General features: G+C 72.5%; 9 protein-coding genes and 1 pseudogene. All 10 read right to left on the bottom strand.

The window, feature by feature from the left end:
* Positions 1-33: 33 nt before the first annotated feature.
* The gene (locus tag DXZ73_RS35570) at positions 34-1,131 is read right to left on the bottom strand and encodes a mechanosensitive ion channel family protein (protein ID WP_116215046.1); all 1,098 of its coding nucleotides are present in this window, start codon (positions 1,129-1,131) and stop codon (positions 34-36) included.
* A gap of 270 nt (positions 1,132-1,401) precedes the next feature.
* Positions 1,402-2,229 (bottom strand): AfsR/SARP family transcriptional regulator, encoded by an 828-nt coding sequence (locus DXZ73_RS35565; protein WP_275898606.1) that lies wholly within the window; start codon positions 2,227-2,229, stop codon positions 1,402-1,404.
* Positions 2,230-2,532: 303 nt separating this feature from the next.
* A complete protein-coding gene (locus DXZ73_RS35560) occupies positions 2,533-3,639 on the bottom strand; it encodes a serine hydrolase domain-containing protein (RefSeq protein ID WP_162890454.1) in 1,107 nt (368 codons plus the stop codon).
* Between the two features lie 70 nt (positions 3,640-3,709).
* Entirely contained in the window at positions 3,710-4,957 is a 1,248-nt protein-coding gene (locus DXZ73_RS35555) for a cytochrome P450 (RefSeq protein WP_116215043.1), read from the bottom strand.
* Complete coding sequence (locus tag DXZ73_RS35550; protein WP_240351641.1) at positions 4,939-6,165, bottom strand: cytochrome P450; 1,227 nt, start codon at positions 6,163-6,165, stop codon at positions 4,939-4,941. The genes DXZ73_RS35555 and DXZ73_RS35550 overlap by 19 nt, the downstream gene beginning before the upstream one ends.
* A 39-nt stretch (positions 6,166-6,204) precedes the next feature.
* Complete coding sequence (locus tag DXZ73_RS35545) at positions 6,205-6,735, bottom strand: nuclear transport factor 2 family protein (RefSeq protein ID WP_116215042.1); 531 nt, start codon at positions 6,733-6,735, stop codon at positions 6,205-6,207.
* 92 nt (positions 6,736-6,827) lie between these two features.
* Positions 6,828-8,072 carry a crotonyl-CoA carboxylase/reductase gene (ccrA, locus tag DXZ73_RS35540; protein WP_116215041.1) on the bottom strand — a complete coding sequence of 415 codons (1,245 nt, stop codon included), beginning with the start codon at positions 8,070-8,072 and terminating at the stop codon, positions 6,828-6,830.
* 123 nt (positions 8,073-8,195) lie between these two features.
* Entirely contained in the window at positions 8,196-8,987 is a 792-nt protein-coding gene (locus DXZ73_RS35535) for a thioesterase II family protein (protein ID WP_116215040.1), read from the bottom strand.
* A 3-nt stretch (positions 8,988-8,990) separates the two neighbouring features.
* Positions 8,991-12,920 (bottom strand): annotated as a pseudogene (locus DXZ73_RS35530) (type I polyketide synthase); the annotation flags it as partial.
* 40 nt (positions 12,921-12,960) lie between these two features.
* Positions 12,961-16,284, bottom strand: coding sequence for a type I polyketide synthase (locus DXZ73_RS35525; protein ID WP_425315938.1), 3,324 nt, complete (start codon positions 16,282-16,284; stop codon positions 12,961-12,963).
* Positions 16,285-16,291 lie beyond the last annotated feature (7 nt).

The following is a 16,291-nucleotide window of genomic DNA, read 5'->3' as shown; positions in this document are numbered from 1 at the left end:
GCACGATCGGCCCCGCGGCAACCGGGGCGGGACTCAGCCCGGGATGCCGGGGCGGTCCGGCAGGGCGTCGAGGGACGTGCGGGGGTGCGGGATCACCGCCTCCGCGCCCTGCTGCAGCGAGACGGTCCGCGCGGGAGCGGGGATCCGGACGCCTTCGGCGCGGTACCGCTGATGCAGTCGCTTGATGAACTCGTGCTTGATGCGGTATTTGTCGCTGAATTCGCCGACTCCGAGGACCACCGTGAAGCCGATCCGTGAGTCCCCGAACGTGTGGAACCGGACGACCGGCTCGTGGTCGGGAACGGCTCCGCTGACGTCCCTCATCACCGTCTCGGCGACCTCGATGGTGATCCGTTCGACGTGTTCCAAGTCGCTGTCGTAGCCGACGCCCACCTGCACGGTGACGGACAGCTTCTGCTCGGGCCGGCTGAAGTTGGTCATGTTCGTGCCGGCGAGCTTGGCGTTCGGGATGATGACCAGGTTGTTCGAGAGCTGTTCCACCACCGTGTTGCGCCAGTTGACGTCGACGACATAGCCCTCCTCACCGCCGCTGAGCCGGATGTAATCACCGGGCTGGACCGTCTTCGACACCAGGATGTGCACGCCCGCGAAGAGGTTGGCCAGCGTGTCCTTCAGGGCCAGGGCGATCGCCAGACCGCCCACGCCGAGGGCGGTGAGCAGGGGCGCGATGGATATGCCGAGGGTCTGCAGGATGACGAGGAAGCCCATCGCCAGGACCGCGATGCGCGTGATGTTGACGAATATCGTGGCCGACGCGGCCACTCCGGACCTGGCCTGCGCCACCGACTGCACCAGCCCGCTGACGACACGGGCAGCGGTGAACGTCGCGGTCAGAATGACGAACGCCGTCAGAACCTCGTTGACGACGTGTCCGACCGGCCGGGTCAGCGGAAGGGTCGCGGCCGCCGCGGCCACGCCGGCCGCCACGGCACCCCAGGGGGCGAGGGTGCGCAGCACGTCGACGATGATGTCGTCCCCGATCCACCGGGTCCTGCGGGCCCGTTCGCCGAGCCAGCGCAGGACCACCCGCAGCACGAGGGCCGCCGCCAGGCCGGCGGCCACCGCGATGCCGGCGACGATGACGTCGTGCAGCGTCAGAGCCCGACTCACCGGCGTCCTCCCTCTCCTCCGGAGAGCGGGGCGACGGCGTCCCACGCCGCCGGAAGCCCGGAGTATCGCTTCATCACCTTGTACCTGCCTGTCCCGACGGATCGCGATCGCGCCGGGCCCCGGAAGTGGGCCAGCGCGAACGTATCTTGCACCACGTCAGTTCTGCCTTCGCACACCCGGGTGCCTCCCGTGGCGAACTCCGGACGGTCCCGGAGAGCCCGAGGTGGCCGATCCGCGTGCAGCGCATCCGGCGACAGTCGCCCGAGGGGCTCAGACCGCGGGGAGGGGTGCGTCGAACCGGGCGGTGGGCCGGGTCAGCAGCCCGGCGTCGGCACGCAGGATGCGCAGGTGCAGCTCCTGCAGCTGCCGGCCCGGGTCGACTCCCAGGTTCTCGGCCAGGCCCTGCCTCAGCTTCATATAGGCGGCCAGCGCCTCGGCCTGCTTGCCGGACCGGTAGAGGGCGAGCATCAACTGCAGCCAGTGCGGCTCGTGCAGAGGGTTCGCGGCGGTCAGTGAGCGCAGTTCCCCGATCAGCTCCTGGTGGTAGCCCAATTCGAGTTTGGCGTCGATGCGGGCCTGGACGGCCTCGGACTTGAGGCTTTCCAGTTCGGTGATGCGCTGGGCCACGCTCGAGGTGGCGTTGGCGTCCGCGTAGGGCTCTCCCCGCCACTGGGCGAGCGCGCGCGTGAGATACCGGGAGGCGGTGCGCGGGTTGCCCGCGGCCAGGGCCGCCTTCCCCTCCCGCACCAGGCGTTCCGCCCGTACGGCGTCGAGGTGGTCCGGCGGGATGTCCAGGACGTACCCGGAGGGACGGGTGAGCAGCCACCGCCCTTCGTGGTCACCGAGGACCCGGCGCAGCCGCAGGACGGCCACGGCCACCGCCTTGCGGTCGGTGGCGGGCGGGTTGTCGGCCCAGACTTCCTTGAGAATGCGCTCGGTCGGCATTGCCTGCCCGATCCGCGCGGTCAATGCGGCCAGCAATGCGCGTACCCGAATGCCGCTTACCGATACTCCCGTTCCGGCATCTCCGGCGGAACGGACTTCCAAGGGGCCGAGTATTCCCACCTGGGGCGGAGAATGCGGAATTATGCATTCCATCCCTTTGGGCGATTTCAGCACTGGCCCTCCTCCGGGGTCACCTGCTCCGACAGTACGGAAAACCATGACGGATAACCCGCTTGCATTGGCACCCGTCAAGATCAAGATACTGCCGAAAACGCGCCCCCGCGCTGTGCGGTAGATCACCCGCCACCGAGCACCCGGCTGTTAAGAACGTTTCACACCATTCGCCGATAACCGGCCGCGCCGGGCGATCGGCCGCGGTTCGGCCCGGTTTCGCGCGAGGGCCGTGCGGGGACGCCGGAGGAGGTCCGTCCCCGCACGGTCCGGCGGCGGCGAGGCTCAGCCCGCCTCGCAGGCGCCGAGCGCGAGGTCGCTGACCTCGCGGAGCCGCCCGATGCCCGCCCCGAACTCGGGCTGGATGTTGGACAGGTAAGAGAACACCAGGTCACGCGTGGGGTCGGCCCATACGACGCTGGACGTGGTGCCCGCGTGCCCGAAGGCACTCGCGTCGCTCGCGCCGCCCAGCACATTGGACAGATCCCGCGGCTCCGGGCTCGGCCCGCCCAGCATGAATCCATGGGACCAACGGACCGGACGCTTGAGGGAAGCGTCGATTCCGCCGTCATTGGACGGTTTTCTGGCCTCCGCGACAGTTTCGGACCGCAGTACGCGGACACCGTCGAGCGATCCGCCTTCCATAAGCATCTGATAAAAACGGGCCATTTGTGCGGCAGTTCCGGAAAGCCCCGCGGAGGGAATGACGGCCTGGCGGTACCCGCGGCGGTTGCTCATCCATTGGTTGGGCCATTCGGACGGATGGGCGGCCCGCGCAGGCACATGCCGGTCCCAGGCGTCGTCGGGCAATCCCATGTGCAAATCATTCAGCCCAAGTGGGGCGAAGAGCTCGGAAGTCACGAAATCTCGGAACGACCGCCCGGTGACACGCTGTACGAGTTCGCCGAGAATGAACCCGAAACTCATGAAGTGGTAGGCGGCGACCTTGCCGCCCGGCCACTTGGGCCGGGACTGTTCGAGGTCGCGCACCGAGCGCTCCCAGTCACCGGCGGTGCGCATCGTGCGCACGATGCCACGGCCGACCGGCACCCCGGCCCGGTGCTGGAGGACGTGACGGACGGTCACCCCGCCCTTGCCGTACTGGGCGAACCGCGGCCAGTACGCGGCCACCGGCTCGTCCAGCCCGATCAGGCCCCGCTCAGCGAGCGCGTGCACGGCGAGGGCGGCGACGGGCTTGGTGGCCGCGTAGACGAGGAAGAGGGAGTCGGGGGAGCAGCCGAACGAGCGGTCCAGGACCACGGTGCCCCGCCGCATGACGCACAGCTGCGCCGCGCCGCCCCTGGCCCGCACCACATCGGTCAGCCGTTTCAGGGCCGCGGGGTCCATGCCCGCTTCCTTCGTGCTGTGTTCCCATTCGTCGATGGCGTTCATTGCGGTCTCTTCACCCTCTGTGCGCTGGTGTCGGAAGGCTGCCGGGGACTTCATGAGGACGTCGGTGTCCTCACCACGTGACCGGCATGGTGTGCATGCCGCGGACCATCAGCCCCTCCTTCCACGACAGGCTCTCCTCCGGCACGGCCAGCCGCAGGCCGGGGTACCTGCGGAACAGCGTGGTCAGCGTGATCTGGAGTTCCACCCGGGCCAGTTGGGCGCCCAGGCAGTGGTGCGGGCCGGCGCCGAAGCCCAGGTGCTGGTTGGGCCGCCGCGCGAGGTCCAGCTCGTCCGGGTCGGTGAACAGGGCCGGGTCGCGGTTGGCCGCGCCCATCGAGGGCACGACCGTCTCCCCGGCCTTGACCAGGACTCCCCCGAGCTCGACGTCCTCGGTGGCCGTCCGGGGGAATCCGTCGACGGTGCCGATGGGCACGAAGCGCAGCAGTTCCTCGACAGCGTCGGGGATCAGGTCGTGGTCGTTCCTGAGCCGCTCCAGCAGGTGCGGGTGGCGGAAGAGGATGTAGAGGAAGTTGGGGATCTGGCTGGCGGAGGTCTCGTATCCGGCGATGAGGATGGCCTCGGCCAGCCGGACCAGTTCGCCCTCGGTCAGCTTGTCCTCCTCGTCCCGCGCGGTCACCAGGGAGCCGATCAGGTCCTCGGTGGGCCGCACCCGCCGCTGCGCGACGAGCCCGCCGAGGTAGTCGTGCATCTGCATCATGTAGTCGCGCACCTGGGCGGGGGTGTGCGCGGTGGTCGTCAGCAGCGCGTCCGACCAGGCGCAGAACCGCTTGCGGTCCTCGGGCGGCACGCCGAGCAGCTCGCAGATCATGGACACGGCGAAGGGCAGGGAGAAGTCCTCGACCAGGTCCGCGGGCGGCCCGATCTCCTCCATGGCGTCGAGCAGCCCGTCGGCGGTGCGCTGGATGAGGGGCCGCATGTCCTCCACGCGGCGGGGTGTGAAGACCTTCCCCACCAGACGGCGCAGCCGCGCGTGGTCGGGGCCCTCGACGCTCAGGACGGCGTCGGGCGGCGGCTGGTGCGGGAGGAACCGGGGGGCGCCGGGCGCGACGGCGAGCTGCCGGGAGAACCTGCGGTCCGCGAAGACCGTGCGCACGTCCTGATAGCGGGTGGCCAGCCAGGCCTCGCCGCCGTAGGGCAGCGTGACGCGTTGCAGCGGCTGCTCGCGGCGCAGCGGCTCCCAGTACGGGTCCGGCTCCAGCCGGTCGGGGGCGTGGAAGGGGTACGCGGGGGCCTCGCCGGCGCCGAAGGGGCACGCGCGCACGCCGGCCTCCGGCCCGGTCACTGGGCGCCGTCCCATGTCACCGGGAGGTTGTACACCCCGTACACGATCTGGTCGTCACGCCAGCGGATCTCCTCGGGCTCCGCCGCCATGCGCAGGGTGGGGAAGCGCGTGACGAGGCCGCGCCAGGCCTGGCGCATCTCCACCCGGGCCAGTTCCATGCCCAGGCACAGGTGGATGCCGTGCCCGAAGGCGACGTGCGGGTTGTGCTCGCGCGTGATGTCGAGGCGGTCGGGGTCGGGGAAGACCTCGGGGTCGCGGTTGGCCGCCGGCAGCGAGGCCAGCAGGGCTTCCCCGGCCCGCACCTGGTGGCCGGCGATCTCCATGTCCTGGGTGACGCCGCGCGGCAGGCCCTGCTGGACGATGGTCTGGTGCCGCAGCAGTTCCTCCACGGCCCGGTCGATCAGGCCGATGTCCTCGCGGAGCAGGGCCCACTGGTCGAGGTTCTGGAGCAGCGTGTAGGTGCCGATGCCCAGCATGTTGGCGGAGGTCTCGTGCCCCGCGATCAGCATGAGCACGCCGATGCCGGCGATCTCCAGGTCCGTCAGCGCCGGGTCGGCGTCGGGGTCGTGGGCGAGGTGGCTGAGCAGGTCGTCGCCGGGGTTCTTCCGCTTGGCGGCGGCCAGGCTCATCATGAACTCGTTCATCCTGGCGCCGAGGGCCCCGAGCTCCTCGGGGGTGGCGTCGAGGGCCTGGAGTCGCAGGACCATGTCCATGAACTCCTCCCGCTCCTCGTAGCGGATGCCCATCAGCTCGCAGATGACCAGCAGCGGGATCGGCAGCGCGAAGGACTGGACGAGGTCGGTGGGGCCGCCGCCGGCCTCCATGGCGTCGAGCGCGTCGGAGACGATCTGCTCGATCCTGGGCTCCAGCTTGCGGATGGCCCGCATGGTGAACCACTTGGTGAGCAGGCGGCGGTAGCGGGTGTGGTCCGGCGGGTCCATGAAGATCAGGAAGCCCGGCAGATAGTGCTCGGCGCGCATCTCCGGTGCCAGGTTCCGCCACGGCTGGGGCGCCTTGCCCGGGTGCGAGCTGACGCGCGGGTCGGCGAGCGCGGCGCGGACGTCGGCGTGACGGGTCAGCAGCCATCCGCCGGAGTCGTCGGCGAACCGCATCCGGCTGATGGGATCGGCGCCGCGCAGCTTCTCCAGCTCGGGGGGCGGCGAGAAGGGGCAGGTGCGCTGCCGCGGCAGCGTGGGCGCAGGCTGCTGCTCGGTGTCGGACACGGTGGTAACTCCTTGCGGTGCGGGGCGGGTTGGTGCTGCTCAGAGCGTGGGGGCGTCCGGGCCGCGCAGCGGCAGCACCTGGTAGCTGGCGTCACTGGGGTCACGGCGGGAGGGGTTGAAGCCGGCCTGGGCCTCGGCCGGGTCGAGCGGCACCTCCTGGACGAGGCTCGGCTCGTTCAGCACGATCCGGCGGGCGATCTTCCAGACGCCGTCGCGACGCTCGAACCGGTCGACATAGCGCCCGGGATACTGCTCCACCCGCCGGACGCCGTCGCCGTCGCGGTAGTGGTACGCGGTGCAGTACGTCTCCACGCCCGCGGTGTCGCCGTCGATCTCGATCGTGCTGCCGTGCAGGGTGTGGAAGGTGCCGGTGTACGCCTCGCGGAGGAGCGGGACGATCTGCTTGGCGAAGTCGTGGGCGTTGCCGCGGATGACGCCGCGGTCGTCGTACGCGTCCTCGTGGTAGGCGGACTTGAGCAGTTCCTCGTCGAGGCGGTCGAGCCCGCGGCAATAGCGCTGCAGCACGGCACGGATCTCGCGCTCGCTCCACAGGATGTCGAGCTGGTCCATGGTGATCTCCTCGGTTCGCTGTTTCTCGGGGTTTTCCGGGCACGCCCGGGCCGGTGAACGGCCGGGATTCAAAAGGGCGTTCAGGAGGTCGTTCAGGACAGCGTGGTCAGGCCGGTGCGCGGCGCGTTGACCAGGACGGCCTGGTTGCCCTGGGGGTGCTGGTTGTCGTGCATCAGCTGGTGCGCCTTGCCGATGTCGTCGAAGCCGCCGGTCCAGGAGAGGCACGGGTCGAGCTGTCCGGTGGCGACCATGTGGATGACGTCGCGGCACTGGCGGAGGTTGGCGAAGTGCGAGCCCTGCAGGCGCTTTTGCCGCATCCACAAGAAGCGCAGGTCGATGTCGGCGTTGTAGCCGGTGGTGCCGCCGCAGATGACGACCATTCCCGCGTTGTCGCACAGGTACATGGAGGTCGGGATGGTGTCCTGGCCGCTGTGCTCCAGGACGACGCGTGGGGCCCTGCGCTCGCCCAGCACTTCCCAGAAGCGCCGGCCGAAGGCCCGTACGCCCTCGGTCCAGCGGCCCATCGCCTCGTGGTCGCCGATGTCGGGCAGCCGCCCCCAGTGGTCGAAGTCGAGGCGGTTGATGGTGCCTTGGGCGCCGAGCTCGCGGCAGTAGCGGGCCCGCTCCTCGTCGGAGACCACGGCGACGGGGATGCCGCCCCGCGCCCGGGTGATCTGGATGGCCATGGAGCCGAGCCCGCCGGCTCCGCCCCAGATGAGCACCGGGTCGCCCGGCCGCACGTCGTGGGGCTGCCAGCCGCACAGCTGACGGTAGGCGGTGGCCCCGGTGAGCAGGAAGCAGGCGGCTTCCTCCCAGGTCATGCCGGGGGGCTTGGGGTGGCACTGGTAGTCGTCGACGAGGGCGAACTGCGCGAAGGAGCCGTAGTTGCCCTCGTATCCCCACACCGACTGCGAGGCGGAGGTCATGGGGTCGGCGCCCAGCCGGATGTCGGCGGCCGTCTCCGTCCACTGGCAGCCGGAGAGGATCACCTCGTCGCCCACCGCGACCTGGCTGACGCCCTCGCCCACCGCCCACACCACGCCGGACCCCTCGGACCCGCCGATGTGGAAGTCCTCGCGTCTGCCCTGTCGTTGGCGCGCGGAGATCACGTCGACCGGCTGCCCGAGGGAGGCCCAGACGTTGTTGTAGTTGATGCCCGCGGCCATGACGAGGACCAGCGCCTGGCCGGGCCCCACCTCGGGCACGTCCACGATCTCGTTCCGGAACGCCTGGTGGGGCGGTCCGTAGCGTTCCCGTCGGATCACCGAGGCGTACATCTGCTCGGGTACGGTGCCGATCGGAGGTATGTCACCCAGTTCGAAAAGAGTATTTCGCACGCAGAACCCCGTTTGGATACAAACTCGTGCCGGATCTGGAGAACTTCGGAAGAAAAGCCGCGCGGCCGTTTCACTGTGAATTGAGGAACACGGCGGGCAGGACGGAGAGAACAGTCGAATCCGTCAGCCGAGCGCTTGCGCGGAGAGCGAGCAACTGAGCCTATCGTACGCGAGTTCGGCCACTTTCCGGAACTGTTCGGCCAAATAGAAGTGCCCTCCGTGGAATACGCTCAGGCAGAAATCCGCCGACGTGTACGCACGCCACTTGTCGGCCTCCTCGACCGGGGCCATGGCATCGGTGTCGCCCACCAGGGCGGTCAGAGGGCACGGCAGGCGCGGGCCGGGCGTGTGGCGGTAGGTCCGGACCGCGCGGTAGTCGCTGCGGATGGCCGGCGCGACCAGCCGCAACACGTCCTCGTCGCCCAGGAATCGGATGTCCGTGCCGCCGAGGTCGTCCAGGGCCGCGAGCATCGCCCGGTCGTCCAGTTCGTCCAGCGGCATGTCCACCTCCCGCGCCGGATCCCCGCGTCCGGAGACGAACAGGTGGGTGAGCGGCGCGCTCGCGTCCCGGCTCAGCAGCCGCGCGAGCTCGTAGCCGAGCAACGCCCCCATGCTGTGGCCGAATACGGCGATCGGCCGGTCCAGCCACGGCGTCAGCGCCTCGGCGACCCCGTCGCGCAGCGCCTCGACGGAGTCCAGCAGCGGCTCGTCGCGCCGGTCCTGCCGGCCGGGGTACTGGACGGCCAGCACCTCGACCTCCGGCGCCAGTTCCTTGGACAGCGCGAAGTAGGCGCTGGCGGAGCCCCCGGCGTGCGGCAGGCACAGCAGCCGCACCGGGGCCTCGGGAGCCGGGTGGAACCGGCGTATCCACGAGCGGCCGGGCAGCGCGGCTCCCGCGGTGTGTGTACTCGTCATCGGTCAGCCCCTGCCGTCGGCGAGGCCCGACAGCCAGGCGTTCACGGCCTGGGCCGTCCGCGGCGCGTAGTCGTGCACCATGGCGAAGTGGTCGCCTTCCGTGTCGAGGACAGTGCTGTCGAACTTCCAGTCGGCGCGCCACTCCTGGCCCTCGACGACCTGCCCCAGCGGCTCGGACGCCCGCAGCAGCAGGGTCGGCACGCCCGCGTCCTCGGGCACCCAGTCGGTGAAGAACCCGAAGTACTTGCCCATGGCGGTCAGCCGTACGTCCGTCATCGCCCCGAAGTCCTCCTCGCGGTCCAGGACGCCCTGGGCGAGCTCGCGCTGCATGCGGTGCAGCGCCGGGTCGTCCAGCAGGTAGGTGTCCAGCAGCACCACGCCCTGCGGACGCGGCCCGGTGCGCGCCAGGCGGGCCGCCAGGCTGTAGGCGAACCAACCCCCGGAGGAGTGGCCGAGGAGGGCGTACGGCGCGCCGTCGGTCTGCTTCCGGATCCCCTCGGCGAGGAAGTCCAGCATCACCTCGAAGTCGTCCGGCAGCAGTTCGCCCGGGGAGAAGCCGGGGGCGAGCAGGGCCGAGACACCCCGCGTGCCGCGGAAGGCCGCGGCGAGCCGGGAGTACTGCTGCGCCCCGTACAGCGGCACGGGCGCCGGGCAGCAGATCAGCCCCGCCCGGTCGGTGGCCGGTGCCAGCTCCACCGTGACGGGGTCCTGTCCCGCCTCGGCGACGCTGTGGAAGACCGGGCGCAGCCGGGAGGCGACCTTGGTGAGCTCCAGCGCGTCCTCGGGCCGGTCGAGGGTGTTGGCGTTGCGGTAGAGCGCTTCCAGGGAGTACGGCGAGGGTGCCGCGGCCGAGGGGGCGCCGGATCCTGCCGCGGCGAGCTGCTCGTCGAGGAACGCGGCGAGCGCGGCGGGCGTCGGGTGGTCGAAGATCAGGCCGGGCGGCAGGGTCAGCGCGCAGTCGGCGGCGAGCGCGGCGCGCAGTTCGACCCCCATCAGGGAGTCGAAGCCGAGCTCCAGGAACGGGCGGTCGGGCTCGACCTGTGCGGGGTCGACGCCGCCCATCACGGTGGCCGACTGCTCGCGCACCGCCGTCAGCAGCAGGCTGCCGCGCTCCTCCTCGGTCGCCTCGGCCAGCCGTCGCGGCAGCGGCGGCGTCCCGGAGGCGCTCTCGGAGGGGAGGGTCCCGGAGGCGGGCGGCGGCGTCGCCCGCGCGGCCCCCGCGCCCGCCATGCCCGCCAGCCAGTAGTGCCGGCGCTGGAAGGCGTACGTGGGCAGCTCGACGCGCGTCCGGGCCTTGGGCAGCAGGCGGTCCCACTCCGGTGGGACGCCGACGGTGTGGGCCTGGGCTACGGCCGTCAGCACGGCCTCCGGCTCGGGCCCGCGCCGCCGCAGCACGGGCACGAACGTCTCGGGGGCGGCGTCGGGCAGGCACCGCCGCCCCGCGGCCGTGAGCGCTCCCCCGGGTCCCACCTCGAGGAACGCGGTGGCCCCGCGGTCACGCAGCGCGCGGATGGCGTCGTGGAAGCGCACTGTCCCCCGGACGTGGCGCACCCAGTACTCCGGGCGGCAGAGCTCGTCGGTGACGGGCGCCCCGGTGAGCGTGGAGACCACGGGGACGGCGGGCGCCCGGTAGGACACCCCGCGCGCGACCTCCGCGAACGCCGCGGTCATCCCGTCCATGTGGGCGGAGTGGAAGGCGTGGCCGACCCGCAGCCGCTTGGTCTCGCGGCCGCGCGCGGCCCAGCCGCGCGCCAGCTCCGAGGCGGCCGCCTCGTCCCCGGACACCACCACGGCGTCCGGCCCGTTGACGGCCGCGATGTCCAGGCCGACCGGGCCGTCGGCGAGCTGGGCGCGCACCTCGTCCTCGGTCGCCTGGAGGGCGAACATGGCGCCACCCGCGGGCAGTTCCTGGATCAGCCGGCCGCGGGCCGCCACCAGGGCGCAGGCGTCGGCGAGCGACCAGACCCCGGCCGCGTACGCGGCGGTGAGCTCGCCGACCGAGTGGCCGGCCATCAGGTCGGGCCGCAGCCCCCAGTCCTCCAGCAGCCGCAGCAGCGCGACCTCGACGGCGAACAGCGCGGGCTGGGTGTAGGCCGTCGTGTCGAGCAGGGCGGCCTCGGGGGTGCCGTCCGCGGCGAAGAGCACCTCGCGCAGCGGCCGGTCGAGGCGCCGGTCGAGGTGGGCACACACCTCCTCCAGCGCGTCGGCGAACACGGGGCTGTACGCGGCCAGTTCGCGGCCCATCCCGGGCTGCTGGCTGCCCTGGCCGGTGAACAGGAACGCCGTCTTGCCGCCCGACGGCGAGGTGCGGCCGGTGACCACGCCCGGCGCGCGGGCGCCGGACGCCAGGGCCGACAGACCGGCCAGCAGCTCCTCGCGCCCCCGGCCGACGACGGCGGCCCGGTGCTCGAAGGCCGCCCGAGTGGTGGCCAGGGACGCGGCCACGTCGGCCGATGCCAGGTGCGGACGCGCCGTCAGGTGGGTCACCAGGCGCTCGGCCTGTGCGCGCACGGCCTCCTCGCTGCGGCCGGAGACGACCCACGGCAGTGGGCCCGACGGCGGCGGCGAGCCGGCGTCCGGCGCGTCCGGCGCGGGCGGGCCTTCCAGGATCACGTGGGCGTTGGTCCCGCTGACGCCGAAGGACGAGACCGCCGCCCGGCGCGGCTCGCCGGTGTCCGGCCACGCCTGGGCCTCGGTGAGCAGCCGTACGTCGGCGGCGGACCAGTCGACGCGGGGCGTGGGCTCCGTCAGGTGCAGCGTGCGGGGCAGGACCCCGTGCCGCATGGCCATCACCATCTTGATGACGCCGCCCGCGCCGGCCGCGGACTGGGTGTGGCCCAGGTTCGACTTCAGCGACCCCAGCCACAGCGGTCCGCCCGCCCCGCGGGCCCGCCCGTAGGTGGCCAGCAGCGCTTGGGCCTCGATCGGGTCGCCCAGCGGGGTGCCGGTGCCGTGCGCCTCCACCGCGTCGACGCTGTCCGCCGTCAGCCGCGCGTTGGCCAGCGCCTGCCGGATCACGCGTTGCTGCGCCGGGCCGTTGGGCGCGGTCAGCCCCGCGCTCGCGCCGTCCTGGTTGACGGCGCTGCCGCGGATGACCGCGTGCACCGGGTACCCCAGGCGCCGGGCGTCCGAGAGCCGGGCCAGCAGCAGCACGGCGGCGCCCTCGGACCAGGTGGTGCCGTCGGCGGTCGCCGAGAAGGACTTGCAGCGGCCGTCGGGCGCCAGGCCCCGCTGGCGGCTGAACTCGATGAAGCCGGTCGGCGTGGCCATCACCGTCGCGCCGCCCGCCAGTGCCAGGGAGCACTCCCCCTGGCGCAGGGACTGCGCGGCCAGGTGCAGCGCGACCAGCGAGGAGGAGCACGCGGTGTCGACCGACACGGCCGGCCCCTCGAAGCCGAAGGTGTAGGCGACCCGGCCGGAGAGGATGCTGGCGGAGTTGCCGGTCCCGATGAAGCCCTCGGCGACGTCCCGCGCGTCGAGCACGTTGATCAGGTAGTCGTTGCTGTTGGAGCCGACGAAGACCCCGACCTCCTCGCCCCGCAGGGTGGTCGCGTCGAGGCCCGCGTGCTCGAACGCCTCCCAGGACACCTCCATGATCATGCGCTGCTGGGGGTCCATGGCCAGCGCCTCGCGCGGCGTGATGCCGAAGAAGGCCGCGTCGAATCCGGCCGCGTCCTTCAGGAATCCGCCGTGGCGCGAGTACGTCTTCCCCGGGGTGCCCGGCTCTGGGTCGTAGACGGCGTCCACGTCCCAGCCCCGGTCCGCGGGGAACTCGGTGATGGCGTCCCGGCCCTCGGCCACCAGTTCCCACAGGTCGTCCGGCGAGGCGACGTCGCCGGGGAAGCGGCAGGCCATGCCCACGATCGCCACCGGCTCGCGGGCCGCGTCCTCGACCTCCTCCAGCTGCCGGCGGGTGCGCCGGAGGTCGGCCGTGATCAGCCGCAGATACTCGCGGAGTTTGGCCTCGTTGTTCTCATCCACGGCGGAGTTCCTTCTCGATCAGCTCGAACATCTCGTCGTCGGTCGCCGTGTCCAGCCCGTCGTGGTCCTCGGCGCGGTCGCTCCCGGTGCTCCGGTCCGGAGCGTGGACCGCGAGCAGGCCCTTGAGCCGCTCGGTGATCCGGGCGCGCTGCCGGTCGTCGGCGGGCAGCAGCGCGAGGTCGGCCTCGAGCCGGTCGAGCTGGTCCGACAGGGACAGCGGCGGTACCCTGTCGGCCCCGGCCGACACGGTCAGCAAGTGGTCGGCGACGGCGGCGGGCGTGGGGTGGTCGAACAGCAGGGTCGTCGGCAGCTCCCGCCCCGTCTCCGCCACCAGTCGGTCGCGCAGCTTCACGGCCATCACCGAGTCGAAGCCGTGGTCGAGGAAGCCCCGCTCCGGCTCCACCGCCTCCGGCGCGTCGTGCCCCATGACGGCGGCCGCCGCGCCGCGCACCATCCGCAGCAGCGCGTCGTACCGCTCACCGGGGGGCAGCGCCCGCAGCGCCGCGGCGTGCCCGGCCCGGCCGCCCTCGTCCGCGTCCGCCCGGGGCGGTACGGGAGCGGAGCGGGCCGGAGCGGCCTGCCACCCGGTGGGGCCCGACGGCCAGTAGTGCTGCTTCTGGAACGCGTAGGTGGGCAGGTCGCCCGGGCACGGCCCGTCGCCGAACCACGCCCGCCAGTCGACGCCCACGCCGCGGGTGTGCAGCGTGGCCAGCGCGGTGAGCAGCGCGGGCACCTCGGCGCGGTCGGCGTGCGCGACGGACACCAGCACGGGCGCGGTCCTGCCGGGTCCGGCCGTCAGGCAGCCCTGGGCCGCCGGACCGAGCACCGTGTCGGGGCCCACCTCGACGAAGGCGCCTGCCCCGTACCGCTGCAGACGGACCGTCTGGTCGTGGAAGCGCACCGCGCGGCGGATGTGGTCCACCCAGTACGCGGGGTCCTGGGCCTGGCGCGCGTCGAGCAGTTCGCCGGTGACGTCCGAGACGACCGGGATCCGCGGGGGCCCGTACGACAGGCCCGCGGCGACGCGGCCGAACTCCTCGGTCATGGCGTCCATGTGCGGGGAGTGGAAGGCGTGGCTCACCTTCAGCCGGTTGGTCTTGCGGCCCCGCGCCGCCCAGTGGGCGGCGAGTTCGGTGACCGCGTCCTCGTCGCCCGAGAGGACGACCGACGTGGGGCCGTTCAGCGCGGCGATGTCCACCGCGCCTTCCCGGCCCGCGAGGCTCGCGCGGACCTCCTCCTCGGCCGCCTGCACGGCGATCATCGCGCCGCCGGCGGGCAGGGCGTGCATGAGGCGCCCGCGCGCGGCGACGAGGGCGGCCGCCTGCGGCAGGTTGAGCACACCGGCCACGCAGGCCGCGGACAGTTCGCCGAGCGAGTGGCCGGCCAGGATGTCGGGGCGCACGCCCCAGCTCCCCAGCAGGCGGAACATCGCCACCTCGTAGGCGAAGATGGCCGGCTGGGCGTAGTCCGTGCGGTCCAGCAGCCCGGCGAGCGGGTCGCCGTCGGGCGCGAACATCACCCGCAGCAGCGGCTCGTCGAGGTGCCCGTCCAGGTGTGCCGCGGCCTCCTCCAGGGCCTCGGCGAAGACCGGGAACGCGGCGTGCAGGTCGCGTCCCATGCCCGCCCGCTGGCTGCCCTGCCCGGTAAACAGGAACGCCATCTTCCCCTTGGCCGGCCTCCCCGGCGCGACGCCGGTGACGACGTGGTCCGGCAGCTGCCCGTCGGCCAGCGCGTCGAGGCCGGCGAGGAAGGCATCGGCGTGGTCGGCGAGGACCACGGCCCGGTGCTCGAAGGCCGACCGGGTCGTCGTCAGGGCGCGGCCGATCGCGCGCGCGTCCAACGGCTCCTGCCCGGCGGCGTGTTCGCGCAGCCGTCGCGCCTGGGCGCGCAGGGCCGCCTCCGTGCGGCCCGAGAGGAGCCACGGCACCAGGCCGCCACCGGCGACCGTCTCCTGGCGCGCGTCCGGCTCCTGGGGAGCCTGTTCGAGGATGATGTGCGCGTTGGTGCCGCTGATGCCGAACGACGACACACCCGCGCGACGCGGACGGTCGGTCCGCGGCCAGGGCCGCGCCTCGTTCAACAGCTCGACGGCGCCGGCCGACCAGTCCACCAGCGGCGTCGGCTCCTCCACGTGCAAGGTGCGCGGGAGCACGCCGTGGCGCATGGCCATCACCATCTTGATCACACCGCCCACACCGGCAGCCGTCTGGGTGTGCCCGAGGTTGGACTTGAGCGAGCCCAGCCACAACGGCCGGTCGCCGGGCCGGTCCTGGCCATAGGTGGCCAGCAACGCCTGTGCCTCGATCGGATCACCCAGCCGGGTGCCCGTACCGTGCGCCTCCACCGCGTCCACGTCGGCCGCCGAGATGCCCGCGTCGGCGAGCGCCTGGCGGATGACGCGCTCCTGCGCGGGACCGCTCGGCGCCGTCAGCCCATTGCTCGCGCCGTCCTGGTTGACCGCACTGCCGCGGATGACGGCGAGCACCTGATGGCCGTTCCTGTGGGCGTCCGACAGCCGCTCCAGAACGAGCACACCGGCGCCCTCGGACCACCCCGTGCCGTCCGCCCCGGCACCGAACGCCTTGCACCGGCCGTCGGACGACAGCCCGCCCTGACGGCTGAACTCCTCGAACATGACCTCGGTGGCCATGACCGTCGCGGCGCCGGCCAGGGCGAGGGAGCTCTCGCCGCGCCGCAGCGAGTCCGCCGCCAGGTGCATCGCCACCAGCGAAGACGAGCACGCCGTGTCCAGCGTCATCGCGGGGCCCGACAGACCCAGCACGTAGGCGACCCGGCCGGAGGCCACGCTCACGCTGCTTCCGGACAGCAGGAATCCCTCGACGACCGATCCGGTCTGCTGCAACCGGGCCAGGTACTCCTGGTAGCTGGTGCTCAGGAAGGCCCCGGTGTCGGTGCCCTTGAGAGCGGCCGGATCGATGCCCGCCCGCTCGATCGCCTCCCACGAGGTCTCCAGCAGCAGCCGCTGCTGCGGATCCATCGCCAGCGCTTCGAGCGGCGAGATCCCGAAGAAGCCCGGGTCGAACTCGGCGGCGCCGTGCAGGAATCCGCCCGTCCGGGCGTACGGGCCTTCCGTCGGCTCCTGATCCGCGCCGTCCTGGGGCCCGGTGCCCCATCCGCGGTCCCGCGGGAACTCTCCGATCGCGTCCCCGCCGGCCGCCAGCAGTTCCCACAGCCGCTCCGGGGTGTCGGCGCCGCCCGGGAACCGGCACGCCATCCCGACGATGGCGATGGGTTCCGTGCGCCGCTCCTCCGCCTCGCGCAGCCGCTCCTGGGTCGCCTCGAGTTCGGCGGACACCCGCTTC

The sequence above is a fragment of the Streptoverticillium olivoreticuli subsp. olivoreticuli genome, from assembly GCF_003391135.1.
Classification (GTDB): Bacteria; Actinomycetota; Actinomycetes; order Streptomycetales; family Streptomycetaceae; genus Streptomyces; species Streptomyces blastmyceticus.
The sequence above is the reverse complement of the archived record's forward strand: the minus strand, read 5'-3'. Positions and strand labels throughout refer to the sequence as shown.